The following is a 14,117-nucleotide window of genomic DNA, read 5'->3' as shown; positions in this document are numbered from 1 at the left end:
TGAGGGGCGAGGGGCCATTGCGGTGGAAAGTTAGGTTAGGCTAACCTTGTTTTCACCGCGTCGCCCCTCGCCCCTTTCCCCTGTCCGGAGGGCGCGACCGAGCCCCGCACCTGGAGGCCCCCCACATGCGCTCTCACCTGCTCAACGACGCCACGGCGGAGAGCTACCGACGCTCCGTCACCGAAGGAGTCGAGCGGGTGGCGGACAAACTCGCCGCGGCGCGAGGTCCGTTCACCGGAGTGACCCCCGCCGAGCTCGCGCCCGTCATCGACGCCGTCGACCTCGACAAGCCGCTCGGTGACGCCTCCGCCGCCCTCGACGAGCTGGAGAGCGTCTACCTCCGCGACGCGGTCTACTTCCACCACCCCCGCTACCTGGGCCACCTCAACTGCCCGGTGGTCATCCCCGCCGTCCTCGGCGAGGCCGTCCTCTCGGCGGTCAACTCCTCGCTCGACACCTGGGACCAGAGCGCCGGCGGCACCCTCATCGAGCGCAGGCTCGTCGACTGGACCAACGGCCGCATCGGCTTCGGCCCCGCCGCCGACGGCGTGTTCACCAGCGGCGGTTCGCAGTCCAACCTCCAGGCTCTGCTCCTCGCCCGCGAGGAGGCGACAGCCGGGCGGGGCGGGTGGGACGGACCGGCCGACCTGTCGAAGCTCCGGATCTTCTCCTCCGAGTGCAGCCACTTCAGCGTCCAGAAGTCGGCGAAACTCCTCGGTCTCGGCATGGACGCCGTCATCTCCGTCCCGGTCGACCGGAACAAGCGCATGCAGTCCGTCGTCCTCGCCGCCGAGCTGGAGGCCTGCCGCGCCGAGGGCCTCGTCCCGATGGCGATCGTCGCCACCGCCGGCACCACCGACTTCGGCTCCATCGACCCGCTGCCCGAGATCGCCGCCCTGGCCGACGAGTACGGCGCCTGGATGCACGTGGACGCCGCCTACGGCTGCGGACTGCTCGCCTCCCCGACCCGCCGCGGGCTCCTGGACGGCATCGAGCGGGCCCACTCGGTCACCGTCGACTTCCACAAGTCCTTCTTCCAGCCGGTGAGCTCCTCCGCGATCCTGGTCCGCGACGGGGCCACCCTGCGGCACGCGACCTACCACGCGGACTACCTCAACCCGGCCCGGACGGTCGCCGAGCAGATCCCCAACCAGGTCGACAAGTCCCTCCAGACCACCCGCCGCTTCGACGCGCTCAAGCTGTGGATGACCCTGCGGGTGATGGGCGCCGACGGAGTCGGGCAGCTCTTCGACGAGGTCTGCGACCTGGCCGCCGAGGGCTTCGCGCTGCTCGCCGCCGACCCGCGCTACGACGTCGTCGTCGAGCCGCAGATCTCCACCCTCGTCTACCGCTACATCCCGGAGCACGCCACGTCCCCCGAGGACATCGACCGGGCCAACCTGCACGCCCGCAAGGCCCTGTTCGCCTCCGGCGAGGCCGTCGTCGCCGGCACCAAGGTCGACGGCCGCCAGTACCTCAAGTTCACCCTGCTCAACCCCGAGACCACCGCGGCCGACATCGCCGCCGTCCTCGATCTGATCGCCGGCTACGCCGAGCAGTACCTGGGAGAGACCCTTGTCCACGCCTGAGACGACCGAGATCCACGACTTCATCGGCATCGGACTCGGTCCGTTCAACCTCGGACTCGCCTGCCTGACCGAGCCGATCGACGAGCTGAACGGCCTCTTCCTGGAGTCCAAGCCCGACTTCGAGTGGCACGCGGGGATGTTCCTGGAGGGCGCCCACCTCCAGACCCCGTTCATGTCGGACCTGGTCACGATGGCCGACCCGACCTCGCCGTACTCGTTCCTGAACTACCTGAAGGACAAGGGCCGGCTGTACTCGTTCTACATCCGCGAGAACTTCTACCCGCTGCGGACCGAGTACAACGACTACTGCCGCTGGGCCGCCGGGCGCCTCTCCTCCGTCCGCTTCTCGACGACCGTCGCGACCGTGACGTTCGACGAGGCCACCGAGGTGTACCTGGTGACCACCGAGGCCGGAGAAACGTTCCGCTCGCGTCGTCTGGTCCTCGGCACCGGCACCCCGGCGTACGTCCCCGAGACCTGCCAGGGCCTCGGCGGCGACCTGATCCACAACTCGCGCTACCTCCCGAACAAGGAGGAGCTCCAGAAGAAGAGGTCGATCACCCTGGTCGGCAGCGGCCAGAGCGCCGCCGAGATCTACTACGACCTCCTGAGCGAGATCGACGTCCACGGCTACCGGCTGAACTGGGTGACCCGCTCCCCGCGCTTCTTCCCGCTGGAGTACACCAAGCTCACCCTGGAGATGACCTCCCCGGAGTACGTGGACTACTTCCACGCGCTGCCGGAGAAGACCCGCTACCGCCTGGAGACCGAGCAGAAGGGCCTCTTCAAGGGCATCGACGGCGAGCTGATCGACGCCATCTTCGACCTGCTCTACCAGAAGAACCTGAACGGCCCCGTGCCCACCCGGCTCCTCACCAACTCGGCGCTGCACACCGCCGCGTACGAGGAGTCGACGGGCACGTACACCCTCGGCTTCCGCCAGGAGGAGCAGGAGAAGGACTTCAGCCTGGACACCGAGGGCCTGATCCTCGCCACCGGGTACAAGTACGCCGTCCCCGCCTTCCTCGAGCCGGTCCGCGACCGCCTCAACTGGGACGGCCAGGGCCGCTTCGACGTGGCCCGCAACTACGCGATCGACACGACGGGCCGCGGGGTGTTCCTGCAGAACGCCTCCGTGCACACCCACTCGATCACCTCGCCCGACCTCGGCATGGGGGCGTACCGCAACGCGTACATCATCGGGGCGATGCTGGGCTACGAGTACTACCCCGTCGAGAAGACCATCGCCTTCCAGGAGTTCGCCGCATGACCGTCCGCTTCCGCCCGCTCGACCCCGTCAAGGACGCGGAACTGCTCCACGGCTGGGTCACCCACCCCAAGGCCGCGTTCTGGATGATGCAGGACGCGACCCTGGAGGACGTCGTGCGCGAGTACACGGCCTTCGCCGAGCACCCGCACCACGAGGCCTTCATCGGCCTGGTCGACGAGGTCCCCGCGATCCTCATGGAACGCTACGACCCGGCCCACCTGGAGCTGGTCGGGCTCTACGACCCCCAGCCCGGCGACGTCGGCATGCACTTCCTCGTCGCCCCGACCGACACGCCAGTGCACGGCTTCACCCGCAAGGTGATCACCGCCGTGATGGCGGAGCTGTTCGCCGACCCGGCGACCGCCCGCGTGGTCGTCGAACCGGACGTGTCCAACAAGGCCGTCCACGCGCTCAACGAGGCCGTCGGCTTCGTGCCGGAGCGGGAGATCCAGAAGCCGGAGAAGAAGGCGCTGCTGAGCTTCTGCACCCGGAAGCAGTTCGAGGCCGCCGTGGGAGTCGCCGTATGAGCACCGTCGATGTGTCGAACCCCGTCGCGCACCTCACCCCCGGGCTCTGGGCGGACGCCAACCGCGCGCTGATCCGCAAGGGTCTCTCGGAGTTCGCCCACGAGCGGCTCCTCGACCCGCGGGAGCTCGGCGAGAGCCGCTACGTGGTCCTGTCGGACGACGGCGCCACCGAGTACCGCTTCACCGCGGACCGGTACGCCCTCGACCACTGGCAGGTCTACGCCGAGTCGATCAGCCGTCACCGCGGCGACGAGCAGCTTCCGCTGGACGCGCTCCAGTTCATCACCGAGCTGCGCGGCGCCCTCGGCCTGAGCGACGAGGTCCTGCCGGTCTACCTGGAGGAGATCTCCTCCACGCTCGCCGGTACGGCGTTCAAGGCGACCAAGGAGCCGGTCACCTCCTCCGAGCTCACCCACGCCGGCTTCCAGGCGATCGAGACGGGGATGACCGAGGGCCACCCCTGCTTCGTCGCCAACAACGGCCGGCTCGGCTTCGGCGTCGACGAGTTCCGCGCGTACGCCCCCGAGGCGGCGAGCCCGATCCGTCTGATCTGGCTGGCGGCCCGGCGCGACCGCACCACGTTCACGGCCGGCGCGGGCATCGACTACGAGACCTTCGTCCGCGCGGAGCTGGGCGACGCGGCGGTGGACGGCTTCGCGGCGACCCTGGCGGCCCGCGGCCTGGACCTGGCGGACTACCTCCTCATCCCCGCCCACCCGTGGCAGTGGTGGAACAAGCTGTCCGTCACCTTCGCGGCCGAGGTCGCGCAGCAGCGCCTGGTGTACCTGGGCGAGGGCGACGACACGTATCTGGCCCAGCAGTCGATCCGTACGTTCTTCAACACCTCGGACCCGGCCAAGCACTACGTGAAGACGGCCCTGTCGGTCCTCAACATGGGCTTCATGCGGGGCCTGTCAGCCGCGTACATGGAGGCCACCCCGGCGATCAACGACTGGCTGCACACGCTGATCGAGTCGGACGCGACGTTCCGGTCGGCCCGCTTCTCGATCATCCGCGAGCGGGCGGCCGTCGGCTACCGGCACCTGGAGTACGAGGCCGCGACCGACCGCTACTCGCCCTACCGCAAGATGCTGGCGGCGCTCTGGCGCGAGTCCCCCGTGCCGACCCTCGCCGAGGGCGAGCGGCTCGCGACGATGGCGTCCCTGCTGCACGTGGACCACGCGGGCGCGTCGTTCGCGGGTGCGCTGATCAAGGAGTCGGGCCTGGAGGCCCCGGTCTGGCTCCGCCGGTACCTGGACGCCTACCTGCTCCCGGTCCTGCACAGCTTCTACGCGTACGACCTGGCGTTCATGCCGCACGGCGAGAACGTGATCCTGGTCCTCGACGAGCGCGGCGCGGTGTCGCGGGCCGTCTTCAAGGACATCGCCGAGGAGATCGTCGTCATGGACCCGGCGGCGGTCCTGCCGCCGGCGGTGGAGCGGGTCCGCGCGGAGATCCCCGAGGACATGAAGCTCCTCTCGGTCTTCACGGACGTCTTCGACTGCTTCTTCCGGTTCCTGGCGGCGACGCTCGCCACGGAGGGCGTCCTCGACGAGGACGGCTTCTGGCGGACGGTCGCGGAGTGCGTGCGCGGCTACGAGCAGTCGAAGCCGGAACTGGCGGACCGGTTCGCCCAGTACGACATGTTCGCGGAGACCTTCGCCCTGTCGGCCCTGAACCGCCTCCAGCTCCGCAACAACAAGCAGATGGTCGACCTCTCCGACCCGTCGGCGGCCCTCCAGCTCGTCGGCGACCTGGTCAACCCGATCGCCCGCTTCGCCTGACCCCGAGACCGATGTGAGCCCCGGCGGAGTACGGTCCTCCGCCGGGGCTCACCTCTCTTGGTACGGGGCTACTCCGCCGGCCAGGGGACCTCCGGGGAGCGGTAGTAGTCGATGCCCAGGGCGTCGAACCTCGGGGCCTGTTCGGCGAGGCGGACCTTGTAGGTGTCCCAGTCGTGGGTGGCCGCCGGCGACCAGCCGAGTTCCGCCAGGCCCGGCAGGCGCGGGAAGGCCATGACGTCGAGGTCGTCCGTGGTGGCCAGGGTCTCCGTCCAGAGCGGGGCCTCGATGCCGCGGACGGTGTCCTCCGGGGCGCCCGCGAGGTAGGCGGCCGGGTTCCAGTCGTACGACCTGCGGACCTCCACGTGGCCCGCCCAGGCGAGGCCGAGCTTGGTGTCCTTCGTGTACTTCATGTCGAGGTACGTGCGGTCGGCCGGGGAGAGGATCAGGCCGGCGCCGTTCCGGGCGGCGGCCGCGACCCGCTCCTTCTCCTCCGTGGGGGTGCGGTCGAGGCCCCAGTACTGGACGAGGGCGCCGTCCGCCGGGGTCGTGCCGGTCAGCTGGTGCCAGCCGACGACCTTCTTGCCGTACTTCGCGACGACGGGCTGGACCTTGTCCATGAAGGTCACGTAGTCCGCGTGGCTGGTGGAGTGCGCCTCGTCGCCGCCGATGTGGATGTAACGGCCGGGGGTGAGTTCGGCGATCTCGCGGATCACGTCGTCGACGAAGTCGTACGTGACGGGCTTCGGCACGCACAGGGAGCTGAAGCCGACCTTGACGCCCGTGTAGAGCGGCGGGGCGACGCCGTCGCAGTTGAGCTCGGGGTAGGAGGCGAGGGCGGCGTTGGTGTGGCCGGGGAGGTCGATCTCGGGGATCACCTCCTGGTAGCGGGAGGCGGCGTACCGGACGATCTCCTGGTACTGCGCCTTGGTGTAGAACCCGCCGGGGCCGCCGCCGACCTCGGTGGAGCCGCCGTAGGTGGTGAGCCGGGGCCAGGAGTCGACGGCGATGCGCCAGCCCTGGTCGTCGGAGAGGTGCAGATGGAGGGTGTTGACCTTGTAGAGCGCGAGCTGGTCGATGTACCGCTTCACCTCGTCGACGGTGAAGAAGTGGCGGGAGACGTCGAGCATGGCGCCCCGGTAGGCGTACCGCGGGGTGTCGGTGATCGTGCCGCCGGCGATCTTCCAGGGCCCGGTCTGGACGCTCTTGCGCTCGACGGCGGAGGGCAGCTGCTGGCGCAGGGTCTGGACGCCGCGGAAGAGCCCGGCGGGTTCGCGCGCGGTGAGGACGACGCCGTCGGGGGCCGAGTGGAGCCGGTAGCCCTCGGCGCCGAGCTCGGTGTCGTCGGGGCTGAGGCGGAGCACGATCCCGCCGCGGGCCGCCTGGTCGTCGACGACGGGCAGCGGGAAGCCGGTGGCGGGGCGGAGCAGTGCGGCGAGGTAGCGGCCGAGCTCCAGGGTCTCGCGGTGCGCGCCGTCCACGCCGATGCGGGTGGTCCGGGTGAGGGCGAAGGGCTCGCCCTCGGGGGCGACGGAGGCGGGTACGGGCACGATGCGGCCGAGGGGGCGCACCTCGGGCTCGGCGGCGGCCGCGGCGTTCTTGCCGTCCGCCGGGCCGTCGGCGGCGGCCTCGCCGCAGCCGACACCGGCGGCGGCGACCAGGAGCAGGGATCCGATCAGGCGCGGAATCCTTCGGCGCTGTGTCACAGGCTGGTCCCCTTCAGGCGTTGGATCAGGCGTTGGACGCGTCTGTCGAGTTCTATATCCGAACCGTCACCATGCGTACCGCCGGGACACCCATCGGTCAAGGTCTGGACCAATCGGCGCGGATAGTGGGTGGATCATGACACACCTGCCCGATATCGGGCAGGATTCTTGCGAACGGAGACGGGTACACCCCAATATTCATGGGTGCTCGAACGCCGCCCGTCGCACGACGACCTCATCGACCACCTGGTCCGCAGCACCGCGCTCCAGCGCGGTGAGGCCACCCGGGTGGTACTCGACGTGCTGGCGTACTTCGACGAGACGACCGAGGAGTTCGTCCGCCGCCGTCACCGCGAGCTGCAGTCGGGCGGGGCCGTGAACACCGAGATCTTCGAACGGATCTCGGCCGAACTGCCACACCGGGCCGTGGCGCCACCGGAGCTCTCGCTCCGGCAACTGCGCCGCATCGTCTACGGCTGAGTCACGAACAAGCACGGCGAGCACGGCGAGCACGTTCACCAACCTGGAGGGGTTTCACCTTTATGTGCGGAATTGTCGGTTACATCGGAAAGCGCGACGTCGCCCCGCTGCTCCTCGAGGGCCTGGCGCGTCTGGAGTACCGGGGATACGACTCGGCCGGCATGGTCGTCACCAGCCCGAAGGCCTCCGGCCTGAAGATGGTGAAGGCCAAGGGGCGCGTCCGCGACCTGGAGGCCCGCGTCCCCAAGCGCTTCACCGGCACCACCGGCATCGCCCACACCCGCTGGGCCACCCACGGCGCGCCGAGCGACATCAACTCGCACCCGCACATGGACCCCGAGAACAAGGTCGCGGTCGTCCACAACGGCATCGTCGACAACGCCCAGGAGCTCCGCGCCAAGCTGGAGGCCGACGGCGTCGTCTTCGCCTCCGAGACGGACACCGAGGTCATCACCCACCTCATCGCCCGCTCCCAGGCCACCACCCTCGAGGAGAAGGTCCGCGAGGCGCTCAAGGTCATCGAGGGCACCTACGGCATCGCCGTGATGCACGCCGACTTCAACGACCGCATCGTCGTGGCCCGCAACGGCTCGCCGGTCATCCTCGGCATCGGCGAGAAGGAGATGCTCGTCGCCTCCGACGTCGCCGCCCTGATCGCCCACACCCGCCAGGTCGTCACCCTCGACGACGGCGAGATGGCCACCCTGAAGGCCGACGACTTCCGCACGTACACGACCTCGGGCGCGACCACCACCGCCACCCCGGAGACCGTGGAGTGGGAGGCCGCCTCGTACGACATGGGCGGTCACGACACGTTCATGCACAAGGAGATCTCCGAGCAGCCCGACGCGGTCGACCGCGTGCTGCGCGGCCGGATCGACGACCGCTTCTCCACCGTGCACCTGGGCGGCCTGAACCTGGACCCGCGCGAGGCCCGCACCATCCGCCGGATCAAGATCCTCGGCTGCGGCACCTCGTACCACGCCGGTCTCATCGGCGCCGGGCTCATCGAGTCCATGGCCCGCATCCCCGCCGACGCCGAGCCGGCCTCGGAGTTCCGCTACCGCAACCCGGTCGTGGACCCCGACACCCTCTACATCGCCGTCTCCCAGTCCGGTGAGACCTACGACGTGCTCGCCGCCGTCCAGGAACTCAAGCGCAAGGGCGCCCGCGTCCTCGGCGTGGTCAACGTGGTCGGCTCCGCCATCGCCCGCGAGGCCGACGGCGGCGTGTACGTCCACGCCGGCCCCGAGGTCTGCGTCGTCTCCACCAAGTGCTTCACCAACACGGTCACCGCCTTCGCGCTGCTCGCCCTGCACCTGGGCCGCATCCGCGACCTGTCCGTCACCGACGGCAAGCGGATCATCGAGGGCCTGCGCAAGCTGCCCGCGCAGATCCAGGAGATCCTCGAGACCGAGGACGAGATCAAGAAGATCGCCGCGGAGTACGCCGGCGCCCAGTCGATGATGTTCATCGGCCGCGTCCGGGGCTACCCCGTCGCCCTCGAGGCCTCCCTGAAGCTCAAGGAGATCTCCTACATCCACGCCGAGGCCTACCCGGCCTCCGAGCTGAAGCACGGCCCGCTCGCCCTCATCGAGCCGGCTCTGCCGACGGTCGCGATCGTCCCCGACGACGACCTGCTCGAGAAGAACCGCGCCGCCCTGGAGGAGATCAAGGCCCGCAGCGGCCGCATCCTCGCGGTCGCGCACCAGGAGCAGGCGAAGGCCGACCACACCATCGTCGTGCCGAAGAACGAGGACGAGCTGGACCCGATCCTGATGGGGATCCCGCTCCAGCTCCTCGCCTACCACACGGCGCTCGCCATGGGCCGCGACATCGACAAGCCGCGCAACCTGGCCAAGTCCGTCACGGTCGAGTAGCAGCGACCTCGGGGCCTGTCCCCCCGAGCCGCGCCGCCGGGCCTGTCCCCCGGCGGTTCGACCGGACACGAAGCGGTCCCCCGTGCATCCCAGGTGCACGGGGGACCGCTTCTTTTCAGGGCTCGGTTCTCCTCCGGGGCGCTGGTGCGACTGTCGACGGTCGACCGTGCTCGGTCCTTCGTTCCTCAGGACCTCCGCGCGCTCTCCCCCACGACAGCCGCGCGCCCCTTCGGCTCACTCGCCGGCGGTACGGGGTGCCGCTCGGTCAGCTCGCCGCCGCCGCGCCGCGGTTCGCCCGGCCGAGTGCCGTCGGCCATCCGGCCACCGCGGCCGTGGCGCCGTACCAGGCGACCAGACCGGCGACGGCCGCCACCCAGCCGCCCGCCTTCGCGAGCCCGCCGTTGTCGGCGAGCGCCCCGATGCCGAGCAGCAGGAGCGCGACGAACAACAGCCCGTGGACACCCTGTCCGAACAGTCCGCTGCCCGAGGCGGCCAGCGTCAGCGTGAGCGCCAGGAGCGCCCACAGGAGCAGGAAGACGCCCACCGCGTCGGCGGACGCCCCGCCGCCGGCCGCGGTGCCCCAGGTGAACCAGAAGGCGCCGAGCGCCGCGAACGCCGTGCCCTCACCCTTGTCGCCCGCACGGAGGGCGAGCAGACCGACGAGGAAGAGCGTCACCCCGCCGACCCAGGTGGCGAGGCCCGCGGCATCCGCTGCCGCGACGTTGTCGATGACACCGGTGCCGCCCAGGCCGAAGGCCAACAGGGTCAGTCCGAGTGCGAGGTGGCCGAGAGTGGAAGTGGTGTTTCCCGCGGCGACTTCGTTGTTCACGGCGGGCTCCCTTCAGGTGCGCAGGTGTACTGCGTGAGCTGCTGTGTTCCGGTGACGCTTATGTACCCTTCACAAGCACACAATTCACCTGAGCAAGGCCGAAATTATGGCGGGATGACGGCAGTTGAGGATGCGACCTGACGGGTCGTACGGGACAGGAGAGGTCCTCGTGCGCCCTAAGGGATGACGATCACGGGCCGCTGGGCGCGGCGTGCGAGGCGGCCGGCCACCGAGCCGAAGATCCGGCCGACGATCCCGTGCGTGGAGCCGACCACGATCGCGTCGGCCGAGTACTCCCGGCCGACCTCCTCCAGCTCGTGGCAGATGTCGCCACCGCGCTCGACGAGGATCCAGGGCACCTCGGAGAGGTGCTCGGCGCAGGCCAGCTCCAGACCGAGGACCTCGGTCCGGTGGTCGGGCACGTCGACGAAGACAGGGGGCTCGCAGCCGGCCCACACCGTGGTGGGCAGCCTGTTGGCCACGTGCACGATGATCAGGCCCGAGCCGGAACGCCTGGCCATGCCGATGGCGTACGCGAGGGCGCGCTCACTGGACGTGGAGCCGTCGAAGCCGACGACGACACCGTGCCGGAAGGCCGGGTCGCAGGCGTGACGTGGCTGTTCGACCGCGAGGGGGTCGACCGTGGAATCGGCGACGCGCTTGCGGTCCGCGGGTTCGGGGAATTCGTGACCGGCCATCGGTGTCTCGGCGAAGAGGGTCCTCGTGGGAAGGGACGGGGAACGGGGGGACGGAACAACGGGTGGCGGCGAAGCTGTGTCCGGGAATCATCTTCCCAAGCCCATACCCCCAAGGGTACGGCGACACTCCTCTCCTGCCCAGAGCCCGCCGTGCCACTCCCCGGCGTGCGCCCCGCTCGCGCGCGGCGTTCCAGGGAGCATGCACGAGCGGCTCGGGATCTGGCAATGCCGGTTGTGCCCTACAGGCGTCCGTACGGGGGCCAAACGGACGTCGCCGAGAGTGACCGGAGGGTTCCGCTTCTCGTTGCCACAGGTCCAGCCCACCGTCGCAGGGAGACCGCCCGTGCACGCACCATCGACCGCCGCCGGCCAGACCTCCACCGCCACCACCACCGGACCCGCCGCCGCCCGCGCCACCGCACTGGGAGGTCCCCGCGGCCGCCGCCGGGCACCCGTCCTCGGTCCGGCCACCGTCGTCGACCCGGATCCGGGCAACGGGCGGGGGCAGGCGGGGGCGATCCCGCGCACGGGAGTCGGCGCGGGTGCGGCGGCCGGCTCGGGCGCGGGCGCGGGAAGCCGCTCGGGGGTGGGCGCGGGGACCGGCGCGGGAGTCGGTCGGGCCGCCGCGGACCAGGCCGGTGACGTCGTCCGGTGGGCGGTCTTCTGCTGCGCCCTGGTCCCGGTGGTCCTCCTCGTCTACGGCAGCTCGCTCGGTGGCGCCGCCGGGACCGCGCTCGGCCTCGTCTCGGTGACGGCGGCCTGCCGGGTGCTGCTGCGCCGCTCGGAGCGGGGGATGCGGAGCGAGGGTGTCCGGGGCAGGCGGCGCGGTCAGGGCACCCCCTAGGTTTCCGGGGGTGTAAATCACCCCGAAACGGGGCGCCCTTCGGGCCCGCCCCTCGTGGAGTTGACAGGTTCGTACACGCGAACCCATATGTTTTCAGCCAACTTCCATCCGTCGGCGAGTCCTTGGCAAAACGGTTGCCCAACCCCGGTGCCGACACCCGAGAATGCCCCGCCCCAAGGGCTCACACCCCCCGCGTACGGGGCGTTCCCCGGCCCGACCCTTCCCCCGGGGGCCTCCCGGGGGAAGACTTCGCGATCGATCGCTTCACGCCAAGTGGCCTTGTCGACAATCCACCGGATGAAGAACTTGTCACGCCGGCGCCATGGGACGCAGTAGATTCGATCATGGGTACCGAAGACTGGGGTCTCGTGCAAAACCGAGGGGAAACGTGCAGGAGCGACACGACCAGGGAGACGCGAACACCGAGGGGGGCTTAGCGTCATGAGCCAGGACTCCACCGCACCGGAGGCCGCACGGAAGCTGACCGGGCGCCGCCGTCGCGAAGTCGTCGCGGTGCTGCTGTTCAGCGGCGGCCCCATCTTCGAGAGTTCCATCCCGCTCTCCGTGTTCGGCATCGACCGGCAGGACGCCGGGGTGCCCCGCTACCGACTGCTCGTCTGTGCGGGCGAGGACGGACCGCTGCGGACCACCGGTGGACTCGAACTGACCGCGCCGTACGGCCTGGAGGCGATCAGCAGGGCCGGCACCGTCGTCGTCCCGGCCTGGCGGTCGATCACCTCGCCGCCACCGCCGGAAGCGCTCGAAGCGCTGCGCCGCGCCCACGAGGAGGGCGCGCGGATCGTCGGTCTGTGCACCGGGGCGTTCGTCCTCGCCGCGGCCGGCCTGCTCGACGGCCGCCCGGCGACGACGCACTGGATGTACGCGCCGACGCTCGCCAAGCGCTACCCGTCGGTCCATGTGGACCCCCGGGAGCTCTTCGTCGACGACGGGGACGTGCTGACCTCTGCGGGCACGGCGGCCGGAATCGATCTGTGTCTGCACATCGTGCGGACCGACCACGGCACGGAGGCCGCGGGCGCCCTGGCGCGCCGGCTGGTCGTCCCGCCGCGGCGCAGCGGCGGTCAGGAGCGCTACCTCGACAGGTCTTTACCCGAGGAGATCGGCGCCGACCCGCTGGCCGAGGTCGTCGCCTGGGCGCTGGAGCACCTCCACGAGCAGTTCGACGTGGAGACCCTGGCCGCCCGCGCCTACATGTCACGGCGGACCTTCGACCGCCGCTTCCGCTCGCTGACCGGTTCGGCCCCCCTCCAGTGGCTGATCACCCAGCGCGTGCTGCAGGCGCAGCGGCTGCTCGAGACCTCCGACTACTCGGTCGACGAGGTCGCGGGCCGGTGCGGATTCCGCTCGCCGGTGGCGCTGCGCGGTCACTTCCGGAGGCAGCTCGGCTCCTCGCCGGCCGCCTACCGGGCGGCGTACCGCGCGCGGCGGCCGCAGGGCGACACCACCACGGCGGTGCTCGACCCGGTCGTGCCCGCCCAGGTCGCGGCCGGAATCCGGCGCCCGGTGTCCCCGCTGGACCAGGGGAAGCCGCAGTCCGACGCCTACGCTCCGGGGCGCCCCGCGCTCCCGGGCCAGCGCAGCGCGCCGTAGCGAGAAGACCGCCGCCGCCACAAGCGGCGCGCCGCAGGAACGACGGACCCTCGGGGGCATCTCTCCCCGGGGGTCCGTCGGCGTCGCCCGGGGCCGCCCCGTGCGGCGCGACGCGGGCCCGGGGCCGCTCGACCCGCTCCGACATGGGGAAGAGCCCCTAAGGTGGACGCATGAACGATCGCATGGTGTGGATCGACTGCGAGATGACCGGGCTCTCGCTGACGGACGACGCACTCATCGAGGTGGCCGCACTGGTCACCGACTCGGAACTGAACGTGCTCGGCGACGGGGTGGACATCGTGATCCGCCCGCCGGACCGGGCCCTGGAGACCATGCCCGAGATCGTGCGCCAGATGCACACGACCTCGGGGCTGCTCGACGCGCTCGCCGACGGCACCACGCTCGCCGACGCGGAGGCCCAGGTCCTCGCGTACATCCGCGAGCACGTCAAGGAACCCGGCAAGGCGCCCCTGTGCGGGAACTCGGTCTCCACGGACCGCGGCTTCCTCGCCCGGGACATGCCCGCCCTGGAGAGCCACCTGCACTACCGGATCGTCGATGTCTCCTCGGTCAAGGAGCTGGCCCGCCGCTGGTACCCGAGGGCGTACTTCAACAGTCCGGAGAAGAACGGCAACCACCGGGCGCTCGCCGACATCCGCGAGTCCATCGCGGAGCTGCGCTACTACCGCGAGGCGGTCTTCGTCCCGCAGCCCGGCCCCGACTCGGAGACCGCGAAGCAGATCGCGGCCAAGCACGTCGTACCGGCCGAATAAACCCCTCCGCGCAGGGCCGGGGGGGGGGGGGGGGGGCGGGAGGGCCGGGAGCAGACCCAGGCCCGGCATATTTCCTGCCTCTTGTGGGGAGGGAGCGCTGTAGAGGACATCATCGGCGAGGGGGGGGGC

The 14,117-nt window shown here is 70.6% G+C and carries 12 protein-coding genes; 9 read left to right on the top strand and 3 right to left on the bottom strand.

Annotation, left to right across the window (positions count from 1 at the left end):
• Positions 1–125: 125 nt before the first annotated feature.
• From ACZ4XX_RS07135 to ACZ4XX_RS07120, 4 genes are read left to right on the top strand one after another with little or no spacing between them, the layout of a single operon-like run.
• Positions 126–1,589, top strand: coding sequence for a pyridoxal phosphate-dependent decarboxylase family protein (locus ACZ4XX_RS07135; RefSeq protein ID WP_468506921.1), 1,464 nt, complete (start codon positions 126–128; stop codon positions 1,587–1,589).
• Positions 1,576–2,859, top strand: coding sequence for a lysine N(6)-hydroxylase/L-ornithine N(5)-oxygenase family protein (locus ACZ4XX_RS07130; protein ID WP_468506920.1), 1,284 nt, complete (start codon positions 1,576–1,578; stop codon positions 2,857–2,859). Before ACZ4XX_RS07135 ends, ACZ4XX_RS07130 begins: the two co-directional genes overlap by 14 nt.
• On the top strand, positions 2,856–3,386 hold the full coding sequence (locus ACZ4XX_RS07125; protein WP_468506919.1) for a GNAT family N-acetyltransferase: 531 nt from the start codon (positions 2,856–2,858) through the stop codon (positions 3,384–3,386). Before ACZ4XX_RS07130 ends, ACZ4XX_RS07125 begins: the two co-directional genes overlap by 4 nt.
• Positions 3,383–5,170 (top strand): IucA/IucC family protein, encoded by a 1,788-nt coding sequence (locus ACZ4XX_RS07120; RefSeq protein ID WP_468506918.1) that lies wholly within the window; start codon positions 3,383–3,385, stop codon positions 5,168–5,170. The genes ACZ4XX_RS07125 and ACZ4XX_RS07120 overlap by 4 nt, the downstream gene beginning before the upstream one ends.
• 68 nt (positions 5,171–5,238) lie before the next feature.
• Here ACZ4XX_RS07120 and ACZ4XX_RS07115 read toward each other — a convergent pair whose 3' ends face one another.
• On the bottom strand, positions 5,239–6,873 hold the full coding sequence (locus ACZ4XX_RS07115) for a beta-N-acetylhexosaminidase (RefSeq protein ID WP_468506917.1): 1,635 nt from the start codon (positions 6,871–6,873) through the stop codon (positions 5,239–5,241).
• Positions 6,874–7,077: 204 nt separating this feature from the next.
• Between ACZ4XX_RS07115 and ACZ4XX_RS07110 the strand changes: the two genes are divergently transcribed.
• Together ACZ4XX_RS07110 and glmS are read left to right on the top strand one after the other, a co-directional pair.
• Positions 7,078–7,353: a hypothetical protein gene (locus ACZ4XX_RS07110; protein ID WP_468506916.1), complete on the top strand. Its 276-nt coding sequence runs from the start codon at positions 7,078–7,080 to the stop codon at positions 7,351–7,353.
• Positions 7,354–7,415: 62 nt separating this feature from the next.
• Positions 7,416–9,233: a glutamine--fructose-6-phosphate transaminase (isomerizing) gene (glmS, locus tag ACZ4XX_RS07105; protein WP_073913624.1), complete on the top strand. Its 1,818-nt coding sequence runs from the start codon at positions 7,416–7,418 to the stop codon at positions 9,231–9,233.
• A 265-nt stretch (positions 9,234–9,498) separates the two neighbouring features.
• Here glmS and ACZ4XX_RS07100 read toward each other — a convergent pair whose 3' ends face one another.
• Complete coding sequence (locus ACZ4XX_RS07100; protein ID WP_468506915.1) at positions 9,499–10,062, bottom strand: GPR1/FUN34/YaaH family transporter; 564 nt, start codon at positions 10,060–10,062, stop codon at positions 9,499–9,501.
• A gap of 176 nt (positions 10,063–10,238) precedes the next feature.
• Positions 10,239–10,760, bottom strand: coding sequence for a universal stress protein (locus ACZ4XX_RS07095; RefSeq protein WP_015033782.1), 522 nt, complete (start codon positions 10,758–10,760; stop codon positions 10,239–10,241).
• 343 nt (positions 10,761–11,103) lie between these two features.
• Between ACZ4XX_RS07095 and ACZ4XX_RS07090 the strand changes: the two genes are divergently transcribed.
• The 3 genes from ACZ4XX_RS07090 (at position 11,104) to orn (ending at position 13,988) form a co-directional block, all read left to right on the top strand.
• A complete protein-coding gene (locus ACZ4XX_RS07090; RefSeq protein WP_468506914.1) occupies positions 11,104–11,604 on the top strand; it encodes a hypothetical protein in 501 nt (166 codons plus the stop codon).
• Between the two features lie 441 nt (positions 11,605–12,045).
• Positions 12,046–13,215, top strand: coding sequence for a helix-turn-helix domain-containing protein (locus ACZ4XX_RS07085; RefSeq protein WP_468506913.1), 1,170 nt, complete (start codon positions 12,046–12,048; stop codon positions 13,213–13,215).
• A 170-nt stretch (positions 13,216–13,385) separates the two neighbouring features.
• Positions 13,386–13,988, top strand: a complete 603-nt coding sequence (gene orn, locus ACZ4XX_RS07080) for an oligoribonuclease (protein ID WP_468506912.1) — start codon at positions 13,386–13,388, stop codon at positions 13,986–13,988.
• Positions 13,989–14,117: the final 129 nt, after the last annotated feature.

The organism is Streptomyces sp. NPDC029956, from assembly GCF_055574655.1.
The sequence above is the reverse complement of the archived record's forward strand: the minus strand, read 5'-3'. Positions and strand labels throughout refer to the sequence as shown.

Coding starts and splice junctions, on each gene's coding strand:
- ACZ4XX_RS07095 (WP_015033782.1), bottom strand. CDS start 10,760: ATGGCCGGTCACGAATTCCCCGAACCCGCGGACCGCAAGCGCGTCGCC.
- ACZ4XX_RS07135 (WP_468506921.1), top strand. CDS start 126: ATGCGCTCTCACCTGCTCAACGACGCCACGGCGGAGAGCTACCGACGC.
- glmS (WP_073913624.1), top strand. CDS start 7,416: ATGTGCGGAATTGTCGGTTACATCGGAAAGCGCGACGTCGCCCCGCTG.
- orn (WP_468506912.1), top strand. CDS start 13,386: ATGAACGATCGCATGGTGTGGATCGACTGCGAGATGACCGGGCTCTCG.
- ACZ4XX_RS07125 (WP_468506919.1), top strand. CDS start 2,856: ATGACCGTCCGCTTCCGCCCGCTCGACCCCGTCAAGGACGCGGAACTG.
- ACZ4XX_RS07120 (WP_468506918.1), top strand. CDS start 3,383: ATGAGCACCGTCGATGTGTCGAACCCCGTCGCGCACCTCACCCCCGGG.
- ACZ4XX_RS07085 (WP_468506913.1), top strand. CDS start 12,046: ATGAGCCAGGACTCCACCGCACCGGAGGCCGCACGGAAGCTGACCGGG.